The organism is Cupriavidus sp. GW823-FHT07B10 (assembly GCF_058794355.1).
On record NZ_JBXAGS010000001.1, the window covers coordinates 131,203 to 151,233 of the forward strand.

At 67.0% G+C, this 20,031-nt stretch carries 21 protein-coding genes; 17 read left to right on the forward strand and 4 right to left on the reverse strand.

Features of this window, described 5'->3' with window-relative positions; all coding sequences use genetic code 11:
- Nucleotides 1-40: 40 nt before the first annotated feature.
- A complete protein-coding gene (locus AC1Q6V_RS00670; protein WP_439671157.1) occupies nt 41-883 on the forward strand; it encodes an alpha/beta fold hydrolase in 843 nt (280 codons plus the stop codon).
- A gap of 225 nt (nt 884-1,108) precedes the next feature.
- Entirely contained in the window at nt 1,109-1,366 is a 258-nt protein-coding gene (locus tag AC1Q6V_RS00675) for a BTH_I0359 family protein (protein ID WP_010812891.1), read from the forward strand.
- A gap of 72 nt (nt 1,367-1,438) precedes the next feature.
- On the opposite strand, the gene AC1Q6V_RS00680 is transcribed toward AC1Q6V_RS00675, so the two are convergent.
- Nucleotides 1,439-1,831 carry a rhodanese-like domain-containing protein gene (locus tag AC1Q6V_RS00680; protein WP_010812890.1) on the reverse strand — a complete coding sequence of 131 codons (393 nt, stop codon included), beginning with the start codon at nt 1,829-1,831 and terminating at the stop codon, nt 1,439-1,441.
- Between the two features lie 230 nt (nt 1,832-2,061).
- On the opposite strand from AC1Q6V_RS00680, the gene AC1Q6V_RS00685 reads away from it, so the two are divergent.
- The 5 genes from AC1Q6V_RS00685 to AC1Q6V_RS00705 all read left to right on the forward strand — a co-directional run bounded on the left by AC1Q6V_RS00685 (nt 2,062) and on the right by AC1Q6V_RS00705 (nt 8,009).
- Nucleotides 2,062-3,123, forward strand: a complete 1,062-nt coding sequence (locus AC1Q6V_RS00685; protein ID WP_010812889.1) for a homocysteine S-methyltransferase family protein — start codon at nt 2,062-2,064, stop codon at nt 3,121-3,123.
- A gap of 17 nt (nt 3,124-3,140) precedes the next feature.
- A complete protein-coding gene (gene metH / locus AC1Q6V_RS00690) occupies nt 3,141-5,888 on the forward strand; it encodes a methionine synthase (RefSeq protein ID WP_010812888.1) in 2,748 nt (915 codons plus the stop codon).
- A 263-nt stretch (nt 5,889-6,151) separates the two neighbouring features.
- Nucleotides 6,152-6,613, forward strand: a complete 462-nt coding sequence (locus AC1Q6V_RS00695; protein WP_010812887.1) for a hypothetical protein — start codon at nt 6,152-6,154, stop codon at nt 6,611-6,613.
- Nucleotides 6,614-6,923: 310 nt separating this feature from the next.
- A complete protein-coding gene (locus tag AC1Q6V_RS00700) occupies nt 6,924-7,556 on the forward strand; it encodes a response regulator (protein ID WP_010812886.1) in 633 nt (210 codons plus the stop codon).
- Nucleotides 7,557-7,601: 45 nt separating this feature from the next.
- Nucleotides 7,602-8,009: a response regulator gene (locus AC1Q6V_RS00705; RefSeq protein ID WP_010812885.1), complete on the forward strand. Its 408-nt coding sequence runs from the start codon at nt 7,602-7,604 to the stop codon at nt 8,007-8,009.
- Nucleotides 8,010-8,058: 49 nt separating this feature from the next.
- Here AC1Q6V_RS00705 and AC1Q6V_RS00710 read toward each other — a convergent pair whose 3' ends face one another.
- Nucleotides 8,059-9,462, reverse strand: a complete 1,404-nt coding sequence (locus tag AC1Q6V_RS00710) for a sensor histidine kinase (protein WP_011614375.1) — start codon at nt 9,460-9,462, stop codon at nt 8,059-8,061.
- A gap of 284 nt (nt 9,463-9,746) precedes the next feature.
- Here AC1Q6V_RS00710 and AC1Q6V_RS00715 point away from each other — a divergent pair, with 284 nt between their 5' ends.
- Both AC1Q6V_RS00715 and AC1Q6V_RS00720 read left to right on the forward strand, forming a co-directional pair.
- Nucleotides 9,747-9,914: a DUF1328 domain-containing protein gene (locus tag AC1Q6V_RS00715; RefSeq protein ID WP_010812883.1), complete on the forward strand. Its 168-nt coding sequence runs from the start codon at nt 9,747-9,749 to the stop codon at nt 9,912-9,914.
- 52 nt (nt 9,915-9,966) lie between these two features.
- The gene (locus AC1Q6V_RS00720; protein WP_010812882.1) at nt 9,967-10,395 is read left to right on the forward strand and encodes a DUF883 family protein; all 429 of its coding nucleotides are present in this window, start codon (nt 9,967-9,969) and stop codon (nt 10,393-10,395) included.
- Between the two features lie 176 nt (nt 10,396-10,571).
- Here the strand turns inward: AC1Q6V_RS00720 and AC1Q6V_RS00725 are convergent, their stop codons facing one another.
- Nucleotides 10,572-10,892, reverse strand: coding sequence for a DUF1840 domain-containing protein (locus tag AC1Q6V_RS00725; RefSeq protein WP_010812881.1), 321 nt, complete (start codon nt 10,890-10,892; stop codon nt 10,572-10,574).
- Between the two features lie 264 nt (nt 10,893-11,156).
- Between AC1Q6V_RS00725 and argS the strand changes: the two genes are divergently transcribed.
- The 5 genes from argS (at nt 11,157) to AC1Q6V_RS00750 (ending at nt 16,336) form a co-directional block, all read left to right on the forward strand.
- On the forward strand, nt 11,157-12,944 hold the full coding sequence (gene argS / locus AC1Q6V_RS00730; protein ID WP_010812880.1) for an arginine--tRNA ligase: 1,788 nt from the start codon (nt 11,157-11,159) through the stop codon (nt 12,942-12,944).
- Between the two features lie 116 nt (nt 12,945-13,060).
- Entirely contained in the window at nt 13,061-13,786 is a 726-nt protein-coding gene (locus AC1Q6V_RS00735; protein ID WP_010812879.1) for an SPOR domain-containing protein, read from the forward strand.
- 166 nt (nt 13,787-13,952) lie between these two features.
- Nucleotides 13,953-14,588, forward strand: coding sequence for a thiol:disulfide interchange protein DsbA/DsbL (locus AC1Q6V_RS00740; protein ID WP_011614376.1), 636 nt, complete (start codon nt 13,953-13,955; stop codon nt 14,586-14,588).
- Nucleotides 14,589-14,693: 105 nt separating this feature from the next.
- Nucleotides 14,694-15,500 (forward strand): SDR family oxidoreductase, encoded by an 807-nt coding sequence (locus AC1Q6V_RS00745; RefSeq protein ID WP_011614377.1) that lies wholly within the window; start codon nt 14,694-14,696, stop codon nt 15,498-15,500.
- A gap of 2 nt (nt 15,501-15,502) precedes the next feature.
- Nucleotides 15,503-16,336, forward strand: coding sequence for a helical backbone metal receptor (locus AC1Q6V_RS00750; protein ID WP_010812876.1), 834 nt, complete (start codon nt 15,503-15,505; stop codon nt 16,334-16,336).
- A 5-nt stretch (nt 16,337-16,341) separates the two neighbouring features.
- On the opposite strand, the gene AC1Q6V_RS00755 is transcribed toward AC1Q6V_RS00750, so the two are convergent.
- The gene (locus AC1Q6V_RS00755; RefSeq protein ID WP_454751126.1) at nt 16,342-17,418 is read right to left on the reverse strand and encodes an MBL fold metallo-hydrolase; all 1,077 of its coding nucleotides are present in this window, start codon (nt 17,416-17,418) and stop codon (nt 16,342-16,344) included.
- Between the two features lie 205 nt (nt 17,419-17,623).
- On the opposite strand from AC1Q6V_RS00755, the gene AC1Q6V_RS00760 reads away from it, so the two are divergent.
- The 3 genes from AC1Q6V_RS00760 (at nt 17,624) to AC1Q6V_RS00770 (ending at nt 19,938) form a co-directional block, all read left to right on the forward strand.
- A complete protein-coding gene (locus AC1Q6V_RS00760; RefSeq protein ID WP_011614379.1) occupies nt 17,624-18,088 on the forward strand; it encodes a MerR family transcriptional regulator in 465 nt (154 codons plus the stop codon).
- Nucleotides 18,089-18,215: 127 nt separating this feature from the next.
- Nucleotides 18,216-18,692 (forward strand): PaaI family thioesterase, encoded by a 477-nt coding sequence (locus AC1Q6V_RS00765; RefSeq protein ID WP_010812873.1) that lies wholly within the window; start codon nt 18,216-18,218, stop codon nt 18,690-18,692.
- A gap of 64 nt (nt 18,693-18,756) precedes the next feature.
- Nucleotides 18,757-19,938 (forward strand): isovaleryl-CoA dehydrogenase, encoded by a 1,182-nt coding sequence (locus AC1Q6V_RS00770; RefSeq protein WP_492316699.1) that lies wholly within the window; start codon nt 18,757-18,759, stop codon nt 19,936-19,938.
- Nucleotides 19,939-20,031 lie beyond the last annotated feature (93 nt).

Sequence of the window (20,031 nt, forward strand, 5' to 3'; positions counted from 1 at the left end):
GCGCCTCCCGACGCATCATCCAACCGAAAGGAGCCCAGCCATGACCGTTGCCACGCCACCCGCCGAAACCCACCGCATCCACGCCGAAGGCGCCGACCTGCACGTGCGCGTGGACGGGGCGGACGGGCCCTGGGTGATACTGGCCCACGCCCTGGCTGCCGACCACACGCTGTGGGACGCCACTGCGCAGCACCTGGCGGGCCGCTATCGCGTGGTGCGCCCTGACATGCGCGGCCACGGCGCCAGCGACGCCCCGCTCGGGCCCTACACCATGACGCGGCTGGCCGACGACGTGGTCGCGGTGATGGACGCGCTGCAGATCCCCCAGGCGCATTTCTGCGGGATTTCCGTGGGCGGCATGATCGGGCAGACCATGGGGCTGCGCCATCCCGAACGGCTGCTGTCGCTGGCGCTGGTGGCCACCAACAGCCAGACCCCGATGGAGGCGCACCCGATGTGGCACAACCGCATCGGCCAGGCCGAGGCCCATGGCATGGCCGGGATGGCCGATGCCACCCTCGGGCGCTGGCTGACGCCGGCCTTCCATGAGGCGCATCGCGACCAGGTGTCGCGCATTCGCGACAGTCTGGTGGCCACGCCGGTACGTGGATACGTGGGTGTGGCCGGGGCAATCATGGCTTTTGACCTTGCCGGCGCGCTTTCCCGCATTCATTGTCCTACGCTGGTAGTAGCGGGCGAGCAGGACCAGGGCGCAACCGTGGCGATGGCGCAGAGCATCGCCGCGGCGATTCCCGGAGCCAGGCTCGAGGTCGTGCCGCAAGCGGCGCACCTGGTGCACGTGGAGCAGCCCGAGCGCTTCCACGCCGCGCTGGACGCCTTTCTCGGGAATGCCGCATGCGGGGGGCAGTGCGACGTTCCGTGACAAGCAACACACTGATGTGGAAGGCTCAAGAAACTTGTTGCATTGGCCGATGCCCAATTCATGTAAGGCAGAAAATCGTGGCAACGAGGTGACCCGCACCAATAACTTGATTTCCCGCCGGTCACCCCAAGTTTGGAGGTAAAGCCGCGGCGCCCCCTCAAGGCATCAACTGAGGCAAGAACCACAAGGGCATGCCGCCCATCCATGACGCCCAGGAGGTGTGCCATGCAAATGATCTACAACAGCGACAACTACTGCATCGTGGAGTTTGGTGCGGATGTCGATCAGGCGCCGCTTGAGTTTGGTGGCTATGAAATCGTCGACAAGAACCTGAAGCGCGAAATCTTCCTCGGCGGCCATCTGGCCGAGAGCTTCCGCGCCGATGTCAAACGCCTGATTGAAAGCGAGCCATCCGTGGAGGAAGTCGACGATTTTCTCGGCAAGTTCGACAACGTCATGATGCACCCGCTGGTGATGCACTGAGCGGCTTTGCCTGGAACGATCACGCCCGCTTCGGCGGGCTTTTTTGTTGGTGGCGGGCGCTGCGGGCCGCGCTCAGTATTGTTCCCACGGCAGCCCGTCATGGCGCCAGCCGTTGACCGTATTGCGGTGGCGCTGCGCATCGAGGTCGCCCTCGAAGCCGTGCAGCACGAACTGGACGTTGGAGAAGCCCGCGCCCTCCAGTGCCCGCGCCGCCGCCGACGAGCGGTTGCCGCTGCGGCAGATCAGCAGCACCGGCCGCGCCGATGCCTGGCCCGCCAGTTTCTTCACCATCTGCACGAAATGCGGGTTGACCTCCCAGTCCGGGCCATCGTTCCAGGGTACGTTGTGCGCGCCCTTCGGATGACCGACGAACAGGTATTCCATCTCGCTGCGGCAGTCGATAAAGAGCGTCTCGGGCGATTGCGCCAGCAGGTCCTGGGCGTCGGCGGGGGAGAGATGTTGCATGGCGGGCAGGGAAGGGGGCAGCGCGAAGCGACCCCGGGGCGGTGACGGTTACGTCTCTCAGTGTAGGCGCCAGCGGGCCGGACAGGCAACCGCGGGTCATCGCGGGCAGCCGCAAGGCCTTGATACACCTGATAAAATCGTCCCTCTTTGGCCAGCATAGGCCACAGCAGCGGCCCGGCGCCGATCCAGCCATGGATACGCCGCAGGCCCGCCTTTCCAGAGTCCCCGCCATGAGTGCCCCTGAATCCACCGCGGCCGCGCCGCGCCCCTACACCCGGGCTGCCGAGTTGCCCCGGCTGCTGCAAGAACGCATTCTGATCCTGGATGGCGCCATGGGCACCATGATCCAGCGCTACAAGCTGACCGAGGCGGACTACCGCGGCGCGCGCTTCGCGGAACACAAGGTGGACGTCAAGGGCAACAACGAGCTGCTGCTGCTGACGCGCCCGCAGGTCATCAGCGAGATCCATGAGCAGTACCTGGCCGCCGGCGCCGACCTGATCGAGACCAATACCTTCGGTGCCACCGGCGTGGCGCAGGAAGACTACAAGATGGCGGACCTGGCGTACGAGATGAACGTCGAGGCCGCGCGCCTGGCGCGCGCCGCCTGCGACAAGTACAGCACGCCGGAGAAGCCGCGCTTTGTCGCCGGCGCCTTCGGCCCGACGCCCAAGACCGCCAGCATCTCGCCCGACGTGAACGACCCGGGCGCGCGCAACGTGACCTTCGAAGAGCTGCGCGATTCCTACTACGAACAGGGCAAGGGCCTGCTGGAAGGCGGCGCCGACGTGTTCCTGGTCGAGACCATCTTCGACACGCTTAACGCCAAGGCGGCGCTGTTCGCCATCGACCAGCTGTTCGAGGACACCGGCGAGCGCCTGCCGGTGATGATCTCCGGCACGGTGACCGATGCTTCGGGCCGGATCCTGTCGGGCCAGACCGTGGAAGCGTTCTGGAACAGCCTGCGCCACGCCCGCCCGATCACCTTCGGGCTGAACTGCGCGCTGGGCGCCACGCTGATGCGCCCGTATATCGCCGAGCTGGCCAAGATCTGCGACGCGGCGGTGTCGTGCTACCCGAACGCGGGTTTGCCGAACCCGATGAGCGACACGGGCTTTGACGAAACGCCCGAGGTCACCTCGTCGCTGGTGGAAGAGTTCGCCGCCTCCGGGCTGGTGAACCTGGTGGGCGGCTGCTGCGGCACCACGCCCGAGCATATTGCCGCGATCGCCCAGCGCGTGGCCAACAAGACCCCCCGCACCTGGCCCGGCCAGTACCGCGACGCTGCCTGAGCCCGGAGCCCGACAACATGACCGACAAGCAACTGCCCCCGCGCCCGATGCGCCTGTCCGGCCTCGAGCCCTTCACCATCGACGACGACACGTTGTTCGTCAACGTCGGCGAGCGCACCAACGTGACCGGCTCCAAGGCCTTCGCGCGCATGATCCTGAATGGCCAGTTCGACGAGGCGCTGGCGGTGGCCCGCCAGCAGGTCGAGAATGGCGCGCAGATCATCGACATCAACATGGACGAGGCCATGCTGGACTCGAAGGCCGCCATGGTTCGCTTCCTGAACCTGATCGCCTCGGAGCCGGACATTGCACGCGTGCCGATCATGATCGACTCGTCCAAGTGGGAAGTGATCGAGGCCGGCCTGCAGTGCGTGCAGGGCAAGCCCGTGGTCAACTCGATCTCGCTCAAGGAGGGCGAGGAACAGTTCCGCCACCACGCCGCGCTGATCCGCCGCTATGGCGCCGCCTCGGTGGTGATGGCCTTCGACGAGAAAGGCCAGGCCGACACCTTCGAGCGCAAGACCGAGATCTGCAAGCGCAGCTACGACATCCTGGTCAATGACGTCGGCTTCCCGCCGGAAGACATCATCTTCGACCCGAACATCTTCGCGGTCGCGACCGGCATCGAGGAGCACAACAACTACGCGGTGGACTTCATCGAGGCCACGCGCTGGATCAAGCAGAACCTGCCGTACGCCAAGGTCAGCGGCGGCGTGTCCAACGTGTCGTTCTCGTTCCGCGGCAACGACACGGTGCGCGAGGCGATCCACACCGTGTTCCTGTACCACGCCATCGGCGCGGGCATGGACATGGGCATCGTCAACGCCGGTCAGCTCGGCGTGTATGACCAGCTCGATCCCGAGCTGCGCGAGCGCGTGGAAGACGTGGTCCTGAACCGCCGCGAAGATTCCACCGACCGCCTGCTGGAGATCGCGGACCGCTTCAAGGGCGGCGGCGCGAAGAAGGAAGAGAACCTGGCCTGGCGCGGCACGCCCGAGCAGCCGGTGCCGGTGGGCGAGCGCCTGGCGCATGCACTGGTGCATGGCATCACCACCTTCATCGTCGAAGACACCGAAGAGGTCCGCCAGCAGGTCGAGGCGCGCGGCGGCCGCCCGATCGAGGTGATCGAAGGCCCGCTGATGGACGGCATGAACATCGTCGGCGACCTGTTCGGCGCGGGCAAGATGTTCCTGCCGCAGGTGGTCAAGAGCGCGCGCGTGATGAAGCAGGCGGTGGCGCACCTGCTGCCCTACATCGAGGAAGAGAAGCGCCTGCTGGCCGAGGCCGGCGGCGACGTCAAGGCGCGCGGCAAGATCGTGATCGCGACGGTGAAGGGCGACGTGCACGACATCGGCAAGAACATCGTGTCGGTGGTGCTCCAGTGCAATAACTTCGAAGTGGTCAACATGGGTGTGATGGTCCCGTGCAACGAGATCCTGGCCCGCGCCAAGGTCGAGGGCGCGGACATCGTCGGGCTGTCGGGCCTGATCACGCCGTCGCTCGAAGAGATGGCCTACGTGGCCTCGGAAATGCAGCGCGACGACTACTTCCGCGTGAAGAAGATCCCGCTGCTGATCGGCGGCGCCACTACGTCGCGCGTGCATACCGCGGTCAAGATCGCGCCCAATTACGAAGGCCCGGTGGTGTACGTGCCGGACGCCTCGCGCTCGGTGAGCGTGGCCTCGAGCCTGCTGTCGGATGAAGGCGCGGCCAAGTACCTGGACGAGCTGAAGACCGACTACGACCGCATCCGCACCCAGCACGCCAACAAGAAGGCGACGCCGATGGTGACGCTGGCGCAGGCGCGCGCCAACAAGACCCCGATCGACTGGAGCAGCTACGTGCCGCCGAAGCCCAAGTTCATCGGCCGGCGCGTGTTCCGCAACTACGACCTGGCGGAACTGGCCAACTACATCGACTGGGGCCCGTTCTTCCAGACCTGGGACCTGGCCGGCAAATTCCCCGACATCCTCAACGACGAGATCGTCGGCGAGTCGGCACGCAAGGTGTTCTCGGACGGCAAGGCCATGCTGTCGCGCCTGATCCAGGGACGCTGGCTGACCGCCAACGGCGTGATCGCGCTGCTGCCGGCCAACACCGTCAACGACGACGATATCGAGATCTACACCGACGAGACCCGCAGCAAGGTCGCGCTGACCTGGCACAACCTGCGCCAGCAGAGCGAGCGCCCGGTGGTCGATGGCGTGCGCCGCCCCAACCGTTGCCTGGCGGATTTTGTCGCGCCCAAGGACAGCGGCATCGCCGACTACGTCGGCCTGTTCGCGGTCACCGCGGGCCTGGGCGTGGAGAAGAAGGAAGCCCAGTTCGAAGCCGACCATGACGACTACAGCGCGATCATGCTCAAGGCACTGGCCGACCGCTTCGCCGAAGGCTTTGCCGAGTGCCTGCACGAACGCGTGCGCAAGGACTTGTGGGGTTATGACGCCGGCGAGCAGCTCAGCAACGAGCAGCTGATCGCCGAGTCGTACCGCGGCATCCGCCCGGCGCCTGGCTACCCGGCGTGCCCGGAGCACACCGTCAAGGGCCCGATGTTCGAGTTCCTCGACGCGGCCGAGATCGGCATGGGCATCACCGAGTCGCTGGCGATGACGCCGGCCGCATCGGTGAGCGGCTTCTACCTGGCGCATCCGCAGTCGACCTACTTCTCCATCGGCAAGATCGGCCAGGACCAGCTCGACGACATGGCGGCGCGCCGCCACGAGGACCGCGCCACGCTGGAGCGCGCGCTGGCGCCCAACCTGTAACCGGGTGCGACGGCAGGGCGGCAGGGGCGGCTGCATCGCCCCGCCGCCAGCCCGTTGATGCAACAGGGAAAACCGCCGCAGGCGGCCGGCAAAGCCGTGCCGGAGCGGCGTGCCAGGCGCCTCACAACTCCTTACAGAGCCTTTCAACTCCTCACAGACCGGCGCAGTCCGGCTCCCTAGACTGAGGGCTCGATACACGCAATCACCAGCGTGATCACCGCGGCGAATGTTTCGCCGCGGGGCATCCTGAAAGGAGTCTGTCCATGAAGAAACTGCTGCTCTCCCTCTCCGCTCTGTCGATCGCTGCCGCTTCCTCGCTGGCCATGGCCCAAGGCACCGGCGTTTCCGTTGGCACGAAGGCCGATGTCGGCGCATCGGTGACCACACCCTCTCCCGCCGCTGCAGCGCAGGGCGGCCTGAACACTGCCGGCAGCGCTGCCACGGGTGCCGCAGGCGCAGCCGAAAAGGGTCTGTCGACTGCGGGCGCGGCGACCAGCAAGGGCCTGTCGGCAGCAGGTTCGGCGGCTGACAAGGGTCTGTCGACCGCCGGCGCTGCGGTCGACAAGAGTGTCGGCACTGCTGCCGACGCCACCGGCGGCGCCGCGGCAGACGCCGGCACCAAGGCCAAGCACGGCAAGCACGCCACCAAGTCGGGCAAGAAGTCGAAGGCCGACGCGAGCGTGGATGTGAGCGCCGGTGCCGCAGCGGGTGCCAAGGCGCAGTAACCTGGCGCGCTAGTCCACAGTCACTGGCAACCAGCTACTAGCCCGGCCTTTTACCGGCGCCGGCGGCGCCAGGGCCCTCCAGGGTGTTTCAGCCCTGACGCGCCGCAGCAAAGCGGGACGGATCGCATCCGTCCCGCTTTGCGTTTGTGCGCGATCGGTGTGCCTAGTGGGCGCTGGCCCCGCCTAATGTCAGCCTGACACCGACAGCCCGCGCCCGCGCCCGGCACTACAATGACATCAACGCAGGCGGTTCCGCCTGCACCCGACTGCACCGGGCATGTGCCGGTCTGTTCAACCCAGTGGAGCCCACATGATCCGCATCCTGATCGCTGACGATCACGAGATTGTGCGTGCCGGGCTGCGCCAGTTCCTTTCCGAAGAGCCCGACATCCAGGTGACAGGCGAGGCCGGAAGCGGCGACCAGGTCATGGCGCAGTTGCGCGATGCCGAGTTCGACGTGCTGGTCCTGGACATCTCGATGCCCGACCGCAACGGCATCGATGTGCTCAAGCTGATCCGTCAGCGCAAGCCCGAATTGCCGGTCCTGATCCTGTCGACCTACCCGGAAGACCAGTACGCGATCAACCTGATCCGTGCCGGCGCTTCTGGCTACCTGACCAAGGAAAGCGCCCCGGACGACCTGGTCAAGGCCATCCGCACGGTGGCCCAGGGCCGCCGCTACGTGAGCGCCACCGTGGCCGACCTGCTGATCGGCGGGCTCGACAAGCCGACCGAGCAGCCGGTGCACCAGATGCTGTCGGAGCGCGAGTTCCAGATCTTCTGCAAGCTGTCGCGGGGGCAGTCGGTGTCGGTGATTGCCGACGAACTGTTTCTCAGCGTCAAGACCGTCAGTACCTATCGTTCGCGCATTCTCGAGAAAATGGGCATGAAGACCAACGCTGACCTGACCTATTACGCCATCAAGAACGGCCTGGTCGAATAGCAGCCCACGATGGGCCGCACCGGACGAGGACCAGCAATACATAACATGTCGGAGCAGGCTTCGAACACTTCCTACCGGGCGCTGAGCATACTGCTGATTGAAGACTCGGCGGTCCTGCGAGGCATGCTGCTCGAATACCTGAAGGATTTCCCGTTCATCGAGAACGTGGACTGGGCCGATACCGAAGCCATGGCCCTGCGGCTGCTCGCCGCCGGCAAGTACGATGTGGTCATCGTCGACCTGCAGCTGCGCCAGGGCAACGGCATCAATGTGCTGCGCGCGATGCAGCGCATCGGCACCGGCGCGGTGCGCATCGTCTACACCAACCACGCCCAGGTCAGCATGTACCGCCGCCAGTGCGCCGAGGCCGGCGCGGACTACTTCTTCGACAAGTCGCTCGAGCTCGAGCAGGTGTTCCGCGTGATCGAGGAGCACGCGGCGCCGGCGCCCTGAGCCGGCCCAGCCCCTCGTTCCTTCATCATTCCCTGCCTGCCGGTGCGCGTCAGGCGCGCGCCGGCTCCTGATTTTCCGGCGCCTCCGCCGGTGCCAGCACCGCTTCCGTCAGCGGCACCTCGATGTGGATGCGCACGCCCGCCTGCGTCGAGGAATCGATCTGCATGCTGCCGCCCAGCGCGGTAACGCGCTGCTCCATGCCCAGCAGCCCGTGGTGGCCGGCGGTGCTGCCGGCGTCGAAGTCCGCCGGCAGGCCCTTGCCGTCGTCGCGCACGGTCAGCGTCAGCAGGTTGTCCTGGCAGGCCAGGCTGACATCGATGTGCCTGGCTTCAGAGTACTTGCTGGCATTGGTCAGCGATTCCTGCACGATCCGGTATAGCGCGATCGCGGCCTCGTCGCGCAGTGGAGGCAGGTCCTCGGGCACGCTGACATCGGTCTCCCAGTCATTGCGCGCGCCCACTTCCTCGACCAGCTGGCAGACCGCCGCGCGCAGGCCCAGGTTCAGCAGCACCGTGGGGCGCAGGTCTTCGATCAGGCGGCGCTTGATCTGGATGCCCTGGTCCACGTGCAGCATCACGCGCGTCAGCCGCTCGGCCGCCACCGGATGGTCCTCCTGCACCTTGCGGCGCACCCAGTGCAGATCCAGCTTGATCGCGGTCAGGATGGCGCCCAGTTCATCGTGCAGCTCGCGCGCCAGGCGTGTCTTCTCGTCCTCGGTCACGCGCTGCAGGTGGGCGGCCAGCGCCGACAGCTGGCGCGTGCGTGCGCGCACCTTGCGGTCCAGCCGCACGCCTTCCTCTTCCAGCTGGGTGCGCACCGCCTCAGCCATCGACAGGCGCTTGGCGTGGCCCACGCCCACCGCCATCATCAGGGTGATGTTGATGGCGGTAAGCAGGCCGATGCCGTAGCGCGACAGCTGCACGTCGTTCTCGGCGCCTTCCAGCCGGTGCGAGACCGCGCCGGCCTCGCGCGCCTGCAGCTGGTCCAGGCCGCGGCGCGCATTGTCCATGGTCTCTTTGCCGTAGTCGGTGCGGATCAGGTCCAGCGCCACTTCCAGGTCGCGCTTGCCGTAAACCAGCGTCAGCGCCATCTCGTTGAGCTTGCTGTTGATCAGCTTGGAGGTGTCGCTGAACTGCTTCAGGCCTTCGGGATCGTTGGCATAGCCGGCGCGGATCTGCGCCATCAGTTCGGCGATGCGCGGCAGGGCCTTGTAGTACGGCTCAAGGTAGCTTTCCTTGCCGGTCAGCAGGAAGCCGCGCTGGCCGGCCTCGGCATTGACCAGCTCGCCGTTGAGCGCGGCCAGCTCGGTCTGCACGCGCTGCGAGCGGATCACGTCGGTATAGCTTTCGCGCAGGCGGATATTGCCGGTTTCCGACGCCACCAGCACCGCCAGCGTCAGCAGGATGCCGCCCGCCAGCAGCAGCGTGTGGGGGAGAAAGGACTGCTTGAACATGGGCAATTCCTGTTTAGTGAAGGCGCGCCGCTCGCCCGCCGCAGCGCCAGGGAGCGCCCATGGAATCACATCGATCGCCATGGGTCAACCTTGAAGCCGGGCCCGCGCGGGCGTCGTCCGGGTGCGTGTAGGACTCGGCTGACAGCGGAATCGGCTCGCTGTCAGTATTGGTGCGCGGGCTGGCTTTCTACGATGAGGCTATGAGCTTGCACCCCTTGGCGCAAGCCCTCACATGGGCCCAGCCAGTGCGCCTGGCGTGGTCCGATTGCTTCGGGAGCCTAGCCATGCTGCAATATGCACTCGTATTTTTCGTCATCGCCCTGATCGCCGCGATCTTCGGCTTCGGCGGAATTGCCGCCGGCGCCGTGGAAATCGCCAAGATCCTGTTCTTCATCTTCCTGGTCGTGGCGCTGGTCGCCGCGGTGATGGGCCTGGTCCGCAGGGGGCGATGACACCGGCCGCGAGCCGTCTTTCCCCACCGCCGACCGAAACTGAGGAGACCGTATGCTGACGCAGAACCCGAAAGTCAGGAAGGAACTGAACCACCTGTCCGACAGTGCCGACAGTGCCATCCGCCATATCAGGCATGCCGCGCGCGACACGCGCGATGCGGCAGCGCCGGTATCCGGCGAGGTCAAGGCGCTGATCGCCCAGCTGGAGCACACCATCGAAGTGCTGGCGCGCGAGGGCTCTGCCGAGAGCATGCGCGCCGGGCAGCGCCTGCGCGAGCGGGCCACCGACATGGCCCATCGGCTGCGCGCCCAGACCACCGACGGCATGATGCGCGCCCGCGAGCGCATGGATGGTGCGGTAGAACACGCCCAGCACCGCGTGGCCGAGTCGCCGCTGAAGGCGGTGGCGATCGCGGCGGCCGTGGGGGCGCTGATCGGGCTGCTGCTGGCCAATGGCCGGCGCCATTCAGAGGAGGATTAGGCCCGCCCCCCAGCCACCAGACCGATACCGGGACCCGTCCGGCACGCCGGGCGGGTCCTGCAAGGGAATCCCCCTTTCCGGAATCCTCGTCCGGAAGCCCGGCAGCCCACTGCGGTGCCGGGCGCTTTTTTAGGCGCGCGGCGATCGTGCCGCACGCAAGCGGGCGTCTGTTCCCGTCACACCCCCCACATCACATTGGCCCCCTCACGCTGGGAGGCACGCAGCATGTCCAGGAACGGGTAGGCGCGCTGGCCCAGGTGCAGCGGTTCTTCCTCGTCTTCGTCGTTGCCGGTGTCCGCTTCGACGGCCGAGCTGGCGGGATGGGCCTTGGCATCGGCGACCGCGGCTTCCAGCTTGTGGATCGCGGTTGGAAGCTCTTCCACGGTGATCACCCCTCGTTCCCCGAGGCGCTTGCCGATGATGCCCAGCAGCGTCATCGCCAGATCCTTCATCATGATCAGGTCCTGCGCGGCGTGGGATTTGAAGGTGATCAGCATGATGTGTTTTCCTTTCACGGAGAGGCGGGGGCGTTCCCCCGGGCGGGAAGTCTCGCTGATTTTGGGCCCGGATTGTGGCCCGGGGCCATCCTCGCGCATGATGTCAGCATAGCACCTGATAAAATTCGGCGTTCCCGATTCCAATGCCTGTCACGCGGCGCGGCGCGGCACTCACTGTTCCTTTGCCGTCACTTGCCGCCTTCCGGGCGACGGCGCCGCCCAAGGCGGTGCCTGAATACCTTGCCCACAGGGCTTCCGACATCCATGCTGCCTGTTCAGACCTCTAATCTTGCCGCCGCGTTCACTGATGCGGTGCGCGCGCTCGCCCCGGCCGATGCCACCCTGCCCGCCGTCACCTTCGAGCGGCCCAAGGTGGCAGCCCACGGCGACCTTGCCTGCAACGTCGCCATGCAGGTCGCGCGCGCGCTCAAGAGCAATCCGCGCGAGCTGGCCCAGCGCATCGTCGATGCCGTGCAGGCCGACACGCGCGCGCAGGGCCTGGTCCAGGCCATGGAGATTGCCGGCCCCGGCTTCATCAACCTGCGCCTGACCCCGGCCGCCAAGGCCGACGTGCTGCGCGCGGTGCTGGCCGAGGGCGACCACTACGGCGCGCGCGAGCGCGGCGTGCACGGCCAGGTGCTGGTGGAGTTCGTCTCGGCCAACCCGACCGGCCCGCTGCACGTCGGCCATGGCCGCCAGGCGGCACTGGGCGACGCGCTGGCCAACCTGCTGTCGTGGCAGGGCTGGCACGTGCACCGCGAGTTCTACTACAACGACGCCGGCGTGCAGATCCAGACCCTGGCGCTGTCGGTGCAGGCGCGCGCGCGCGGCCTCAAGCCCGGCGACGCCAGCTGGCCCGAGGCCGCCTACAACGGCGACTACATCGCCGACATCGCCGCCGACTTCCTGGCCGGCAAGACCGTCAGCGCTTCTGACGGCGAGCCCGTGACCGCGTCGGGCAACGTCGAGGACATCGACTCGATCCGCAAGTTTGCCGTCACTTACCTGCGCAACGAGCAGGACATCGACCTGCAGGCCTTCGGCGTCAAGTTCGACCGCTATTACCTGGAGTCGTCGCTGTACAGCGACGGCCGTGTCGAAGCCGCGGTGCAGTCGCTGGTCGGCAAGGGCAAGACCTACGAGAGCGAGGGCGCGCTGTGGCTGCGCACCACCGACGACGGCGACGACAAGGACCGCGTGATGAAGAAGAGCGACGGCACCTATACGTACTTCGTGCCGGACGTCGCCTACCACACCACCAAGTGGGAGCGCGGCTTCACCAAGGTCATCAACGTGCAGGGCAGCGACCACCACGGCACCATCGCGCGCGTGCGCGCCGGCCTGCAAGGCCTGGACATGGGCATCCCGCAGGGCTATCCCGACTACGTGCTGCACAAGATGGTCACCGTGATGAAGAACGGCGAGGAGGTCAAGATCTCCAAGCGCGCCGGCTCCTATGTCACCGTGCGCGACCTGATCGAATGGTCCAACGGCGGCGACGAGACCATCCGCGGCTGCCTGGATACCGGCGTGGCCGACTGGCCGCAGCACTTCACCCGCGGCCGCGACGCGGTGCGCTTCTTCCTGCTGTCGCGCAAGGCCGATACCGAGTTCGTTTTCGATGTCGACCTGGCGCTCAAGCAGAACGACGAGAACCCGGTGTACTACGTGCAGTACGCCCACGCCCGCATCTGCTCGATCTTCGAGTCGTGGGGCGGCGCGGACTGGGAAGCCCGCCTGGCCGAGCTGGCCGGCGCCGACCTGTCCGCCGTGACCGGACCCGAAGCCAGCGCCCAGGCGCAGGCGCTGGGCCGCCGTCTGGCCGAGTTCCCGGACATGCTGTCGGGCGCCGCCGCCGAGCTGGCGCCGCATGCGGTCGCCTTCTACCTGCGCGACCTGGCCGGCGACTTCCACGCCTTCTACAACGCCGACCGCGTGCTGGTTGACGACGAGGCCGTCAAGCGCGCCCGGCTGGCGCTGCTGGCGGCCACGCGCCAGGTGCTGCGCAATGGCCTGGCGGTGATCGGCGTGTCCGCCCCGCGCCGGATGTAAGCAGGCGTCCGGCGCCCCCCGCGCGGGGGTACGGGGCTGTCCGGCCCCGAGGACGATGCCAGTGCTGCCGTTGGCGGCGCTGGCCCTATAATCCCGGCATCACCGAAGAGGACTTCATGCAACAGCAACGCAAGCGCGAGTCGCGCCATGTCCGCCGCAACCAGCAACGCGGCGGTACGTTCCTGGGCCTGGTGCTCGGGCTGATCGTCGGGCTGGCCATCGCCGTGGTGGTCGCCCTGTACATCACCAAGTCGCCGACCCCGTTCCAGCAGAAGAGTGCCCCGCGCCCGAGCGAGCCGGGCAATGTCACCAGCCAGCTGCCGCCGCCGGCCCAGCGCGCCGACGAGGGCCCGAGCGACCCCAACAAGCCGCTGTGGAGCAAGACCCCGGCCAAGCCGGTGGGCCAGGCGCCCGAGCCGGAACCGAAGCAGAACGGCCAGCATGGCCAGAACGGCCAGCAACCCCCGGTGGCCGTCGCCCGTCCGGCCGAGAAGCCGGTGGAAAAGCCCGTGGAGAAGCCGGCTGACAAGCCTGTCGCCAGCAAGCCGGCCGAGAAGCCGGTGGCCGACCCGATCGCCGAGATCGCCCAGGCCGATGCCAACAAGGTGGGCTACCTGCTGCAGGTGGGCGCGTTCCGCTCGTCGGACGACGCCGACCGCCAGAAGGCCAACCTGGCGATGCAGGGCTTCGAAGCCCGGATCACCGAGCGCGATGTCAACGGCGTCAAGATGTACCGGGTGCGCCTGGGGCCGTTCAACCGCATCGAAGACATGAACAAGGCACGCGACCGGCTGCAGTCGTCCGGCTTCGAGGCCTCGGTGATCCGCTTCACCAAGCAGTAAGCCGGACCGCAGGGTCAGGCGTTATTCCGGTCGTGTCCGGCGGCACTGGCAGTAATCGCCGGTAACCGCCGCAACACGTTGTCACCAGAAGCAGCCGGCGTTTCGCTGAACCGGACGCCGCCGCCGCTGTCATACGCTCATCGTCCAACCGCAAGGCCGCACCAAGATGAAAAAACTCGCCGCACTGTTCGCCATGTTCGCCGCCGTGGGCGGCCTGCTGATGTCCGCCCCGTCCCGGGCGGCGCCCGCCGAGGGCAAGGAATACCAGGTCCTGAAGGCGGCCCAACCGGTCGCCGCGGGCAAGATCGAGGTGACCGAGTTCTTCTGGTACGGCTGCCCGCACTGCTACGATTTCGAGCCGGACCTGGAAGCCTGGGTCAGGAAGCAGGGCGGCAACGTGGTCTTCAAGCGCGTGCCGGTCGCGTTCCGTGACGACCTGCTGCCGCACACCAAGATCTTCTATGCGCTGGAAGCCATCGGCAAGCTCGACGCCATGCACAACAAGGTCTTCAACGCCATCCACGTGGACCGCAAGCGCATGACGGACCCCAACGAGATCGCCGACTTCATGGCCAAGAACGGCGTGGACCGCAAGGCCTTCCTGGATGCCTACAACTCGTTCACGGTGACCACCAACTCGCAGCGCGCCAACAAGATCGCCGACGCCTACAAGATCGACGGCGTGCCGACCGTGGTGGTGCAGGGCAAGTACGTGACCTCGCCGTCGATTGCCGGCAACAAGCAGGGCGCGATCCAGACCATGGATTACCTGGTGGATCAGGTTAAGGCGAAGAAGATGTAATCTGCTGGCGACCTTCGCAAGCCGAGGGTTATCCAACACCAGTAGCAAGCCAAACGGCTGGTATCCTGTACCAGCCGTTTTTTTTCAGACTGCAACCCTGCCTTCATGCGTCCCCTCAAAGTCTTCCTCACCGGCGCCTCCAGCGGCCTGGGCCAGGCTCTCGCGCGCGAATACGCGTCGCAAGGCGCCATCCTCGGGCTGGTGGCGCGCCGCGAGGACGCGCTGCGCGAGTTTGTCGCCACGCTGCCCAACCCGGGCGCGGTGCGCGTCTACGGCGCCGATGTGCGCGATGCCGACGCCATGGCGCGTGCCGCTGGAGACTTCCTCGGCCATTTCGGCTGCCCGGACGTGGTGATCGCCAATGCCGGGGTCTCGGTCGGCACCGTCGCCAGCGAGCGCGAGGACCTCGACGCCTTCCGCCAGGTGATGGATACCAACTGGTTCGGCGTGCTGACCACCTTCCAGCCGTTCATGCATGCGATGCAGGAGCGCGAGCCCGGCCACTTCGGGCGCCGCGGCACGCTGGTGGGCATTGCCAGTGTCGCCGGCGTGCGCGGGCTGCCGGGCGCGGGCGCCTACAGCGCGTCCAAGTCGGCGGTGATCAAGCTGCTGGAAAGCCTGCGGCTGGAGCAGCGCGCGCACGGCATCCGCGTGGTCACGATCGCGCCCGGCTATATCCGCACGCCGATGACCGCGCACAACCCGTACCGCATGCCGTTCCTGACCGATGCCGACGTGTTCGCGCGCAAGGCCGTGCGGGTAATCGCGGCAGGACGGCGCTTCCGCGTGATTCCGTGGCCGATGGGCGTGGTGGCGGCGCTGCTGCACGTGATGCCGCGCTGGCTCTACGATGCGCTGGCCGCGGGCGCCCCGCGCAAGCCGCGGCGCGCCGACCCGCCGCAGGAGCCCTGACCATGTGGCGCGACGCCATCGGCCAGCAGCATGCCGCCGCCAGCGGGGTGGTGCGGATCGCGTCGCTGGTGCCGTCGGTGACTGAGTTGCTGTTCGCGCTCGGGATGGCCCGGCAGATGGTGGCACGCACCGGCTTCTGCATCCACCCGGAACCGGCCGTGCGCGCGGTGCCCAAGGTCGGCGGCACCAAGGACGTGAACGTGGCGCGGCTGCGCGAGCTGGCACCCACGCACGTGGTGGTCAATATCGATGAGAACCGGCGCGAGACCGTGGACGAAATCCGCGCATTCGTGCCCAATGTGATCGTCACCCATCCATGCGCGCCGGAAGACAACCTGGGGCTGTACCAGCTGCTGGGCGGGATCTTCGGCTGCCACGCCGAGGCCGAGGCGCTGTGCACGGCGCTGCAGGTGCAGCTCGATGCCATCCGCGTGCGCGCGTGGCCGGCTCGCCGCGTGCTGTATGCGATCTGGCAGGACCCGTGGATGACGGTGTCGCGCGATACCTATATCAGCCGCATGCTGGCATTGGCCAACTGGCACACCTGGCCCGAGGGCAGTGCCGCATTGCAGGCCTGCGCGGGCGGCGACTGCAGCCGCCCCAACGCGCCTGGCGATCGCTATCCCACCTTCCGCTGGAGCGACGCGCTGGTGCGCGAGCTCGACCTGGTGCTGCTGTCGACCGAGCCCTACCGCTTCACCGAAGACCACGCCGACGCGCTCGAGCGCCAGCTTGGCAAGCCGGTGCTGCTGGTCGACGGCGAGATGCTGTCCTGGTACGGCAGCCGCGCCATCGACGGGGTGCGCTACCTGGCGGCACTGGCGGCCGCCAACTAGGCCAGTCAGGCCGCGCGGAAGCGGATCACGCCGTCGTCGCCGGTTTCCCGCACCAGTTCGCCGCGGTGCCACAGGCAGTGCAGGTGGGCCAGCGACTCGCCCATGGCGAAGGTCATCTGGTGGATGTCGAACTGGCGCTTGAAGATCACGCTGACGATGTCGTGCGCGCTGCAGGCCTTCTCGCCGCAGGCTTCGAGCGTTTCGGCGAGGCGGTCGGCATGGTGCTCGCGCAGCTGCATGATGCGGGTATGCAGGTTGCGGAAGGGGCGGCCATGCGAGGGCAGGATCAGCACGTCCTGCGGCAGCGGTTCGTACTTGCCGAGCGAATCCAGGTAGAGCTGCAGCGAATTGCCTTCGGGCTCCATGTCGAACACGCTGACATTGGTCGAGATGCGCGGCAGCACCATGTCGCCGGAGATCAGCACATTGGTGGCGGCGTTGTACAGTGCCACATGCTCGGGCGAATGGCCGAAGCCGGTGATCACGTGCCAGGCCGAGGTCGCCGCATCGGTGCCGATCCGCACCGTGTCGCCCTCCATCATGCGGCGGTACTGCGCCGGCAGCTCCGGCACCAGCGACGGGTAGTAGGTCTTGCGCGCGCGCAGCTTTTCCTGGCTGTCGGCATCGGTCAGGCCGTGCAGCGCGAAGTGCGCGGCGGCGGCGTCGCCGCCCGCGCTGGAGCCGGCACCGGTGCCGCTGCCCATCACGCGCGCGCTCATGTAGTCGCCCAGGCTCATCCACAGCCGCACGCCGAAGCGTTTGCACAGCCAGTGCGCCAGGCCGACGTGGTCGGGGTGGCTGTGCGTCACCAGCACGCGCACCACCGGCAGTCCTTCCAGCTCATTGGCGAAGATGGTTTCCCAGTGGCCCTTGATGATGTCGTTGGTGATGCCGCAGTCGATGATGGTCCAGCCGTCGCGGCCGTCCAGGCGGTCGCGCAGCAGCCACAGGTTGATATGGTCGAGCGCGAACGGCAGCGGCATGCGCAGCCAGTAGACGCCGGGGGCGACTTCCTGCTTGGAGCCGGGCTCGGGCATGGTGTCGCCGAACGGGTATTGGAGCTGGTGTTCGAGTGCGTTCATGAGGAGTCTCGTGGTCGAAGCCTGGCGCGGGGGCGCGGGCTTTCTCGTTCTGCCGGCACGCCAAGCATTGAGCAAGGCGTGCAAGCACCGGTTGCCAGCCGATCTGGTTGACGCTAACGTAAACGTCAATCATACGGGTTCGTTTCCATCTTAAGCGAAAACTTGACTTCACAACGAACGACCGTTCACTTTCTTTGGGCAGGCTATGTCAGCGACGCCAGCGGCGGCTTCCGCCACCTACACCATCACCGACCTTGCGCGTGAATTCGACATCACGCCCCGGGCCATCCGTTTCTACGAGGACCAGGGTCTGCTGTCGCCGGAGCGCGAAGGGCCGGGCGGGCGCAAGCGGGTCTACAACGGCCGTGAACGGACCCGGCTGAAGCTGACACTGCGCGGCAAGAGGTTGGGGCTTACTCTCAATGAGATCCGCGAGATCCTTGACCTCTACGAGTCACCACGCGACACAGCCCCGCAGCTGGAGCGCTTCCTGCACTCGCTCGCGGCGCACCGGCGCACGCTTGAGCGGCAGATGGAAGACCTGCAGGCGCAACTGGCCGAGATCGACCAGCATGAGCGCCAGTGCAGGGCTTTGCTGGCCGCGCAGACCGGCAAGCAGCAACCGGCCACGGAAGACGGCGATGCGCCGGCCCGGACCTCGGTCGCCTGAAGCGGCACTTCCACCGGCATCCGTGCCGGATGGGATTGACGTTTACGTAAACGTCAATAGAATACCCCGACAGCGCGCGCAGCCTGTTGCTGCCGGCGACCCAACGTTCTCACACCGGAACTCCGCCATGACGTCATCCAACGCCAGTGCCGTACCCGCTGAACCAGGATCGCTGTCCGCCGCGCGCGCCGACGCTATCGCCACCAGCTTTTCCCGCCAGGGGCTGATGACCACCTTTGGCGCGACCCTGCGGCGGGTGGACCGCGGCGAGGTCGAGCTGGCCATGCCGTGGTCCGACGGCGTGACCCAGCAGCACGGCTTCTTCCACGGCGGCGTGGTGGGTGCGCTGGCAGACAGCGCCTGCGGCTACGCCGCGCTGACGATGGTGGGCGAAGATGAGGCGGGCCTGACCGCCGAGTACAAGATCAACCTGCTGTCTCCCGCCCAGGGCGAACGCCTGGTGGCGGTGGGGCGGGTCCTCAAGCCCGGGCGCACGCTGATCGTGGCACAGGGCGATGTCTATGTCGAGCAGGACAGCCGCCGCAAGCAGGTGGCCACCATGCTGATGACGCTGTGCGTGGTCAAGACACTGGGCCACGTCTGAACTGACGGCTCCGGCCATCCATCCGGAACCCGACACACATACCGATTCCAAACAGGAGACCATCATGACCGAACTGCCAGGCCTGAAATTCGATCTGGGCGAAGACATCGAGATGCTGCGCAACTCCGTGCGCGCCTGGGCCCAGGCCGAGCTGGCCCCGCGCGCCGGCGAGATCGACCGCACCGACCAGTTCCCGATGGACGCCTGGAAGAAGATGGGCGACCTGGGCGTGCTGGGCATCACCGTGGCCGAGGAATACGGCGGCGCCAACATGGGCTACCTGGCGCACATGATTGCGATGGAAGAAATCAGCCGCGCCTCGGCGTCGGTCGGCCTGTCGTACGGCGCGCATTCCAACCTGTGCGTGAACCAGATCCACCGCAACGGCACGCCGGCGCAGAAGGCGAAGTACCTGCCCAAGCTGGTCTCGGGCGAATGGATCGGCGCGCTGGCCATGAGCGAGCCCAATGCCGGCTCCGACGTGGTCAGCATGAAGCTGCGCGCCGAGTTCAAGGGCGACCGCTACGTGCTCAACGGCACCAAGATGTGGATCACCAACGGCCCGGACTGCGACGTGCTGGTGGTCTATGCCAAGACCGAGCCTGAGCTGGGCGCGCGCGGCATGACCGCCTTTATCGTCGAAAAGGGCATGAAGGGCTTCTCGGTGGCGCAGAAGCTGGACAAGCTGGGCATGCGCGGCTCGCACACCGGCGAACTGGTGTTCCAGGACGTGGAAGTGCCGGTCGAGAACATCCTTGGCGCCGAGAACGGCGGCGCCAAGGTGCTGATGAGCGGGCTGGACTACGAGCGCGCGGTGCTGTCCGGCGGCCCGGTCGGGATCATGCAGGCGTGCATGGACGTGGTCACGCCGTATATCCACGACCGCAAGCAGTTCGGCCAGAGCATCGGCGAATTCCAGCTGATCCAGGGCAAGGTGGCCGATATGTACACCACGCTGCAGGCCGCGCGCAGCTACCTGTACACGGTCGGCAAGAACCTGGACGCGCTGGGCAGCGGGCACGTGCGCCAGGTGCGCAAGGACTGCGCCGCGGTGATCCTGTACACCGCCGAGAAGGCCACCTGGATGGCGGGCGAGACCGTGCAGATCCTGGGCGGCAACGGCTATATCAATGAATACCCGGCCGGCCGCCTGTGGCGCGACGCCAAGCTGTACGAGATCGGCGCCGGCACCTCGGAAATCCGCCGCATGCTGATCGGCCGCGAGCTGTTCGCCGAAACCATGTAAAGCGCAAGGGGGGCGCCGAAATCACCCGGAGCCCCCGCCCGAACCCCATTACAATCTCAGTACCCGTCGCAAGACCGCTCGCCGCACATTTCT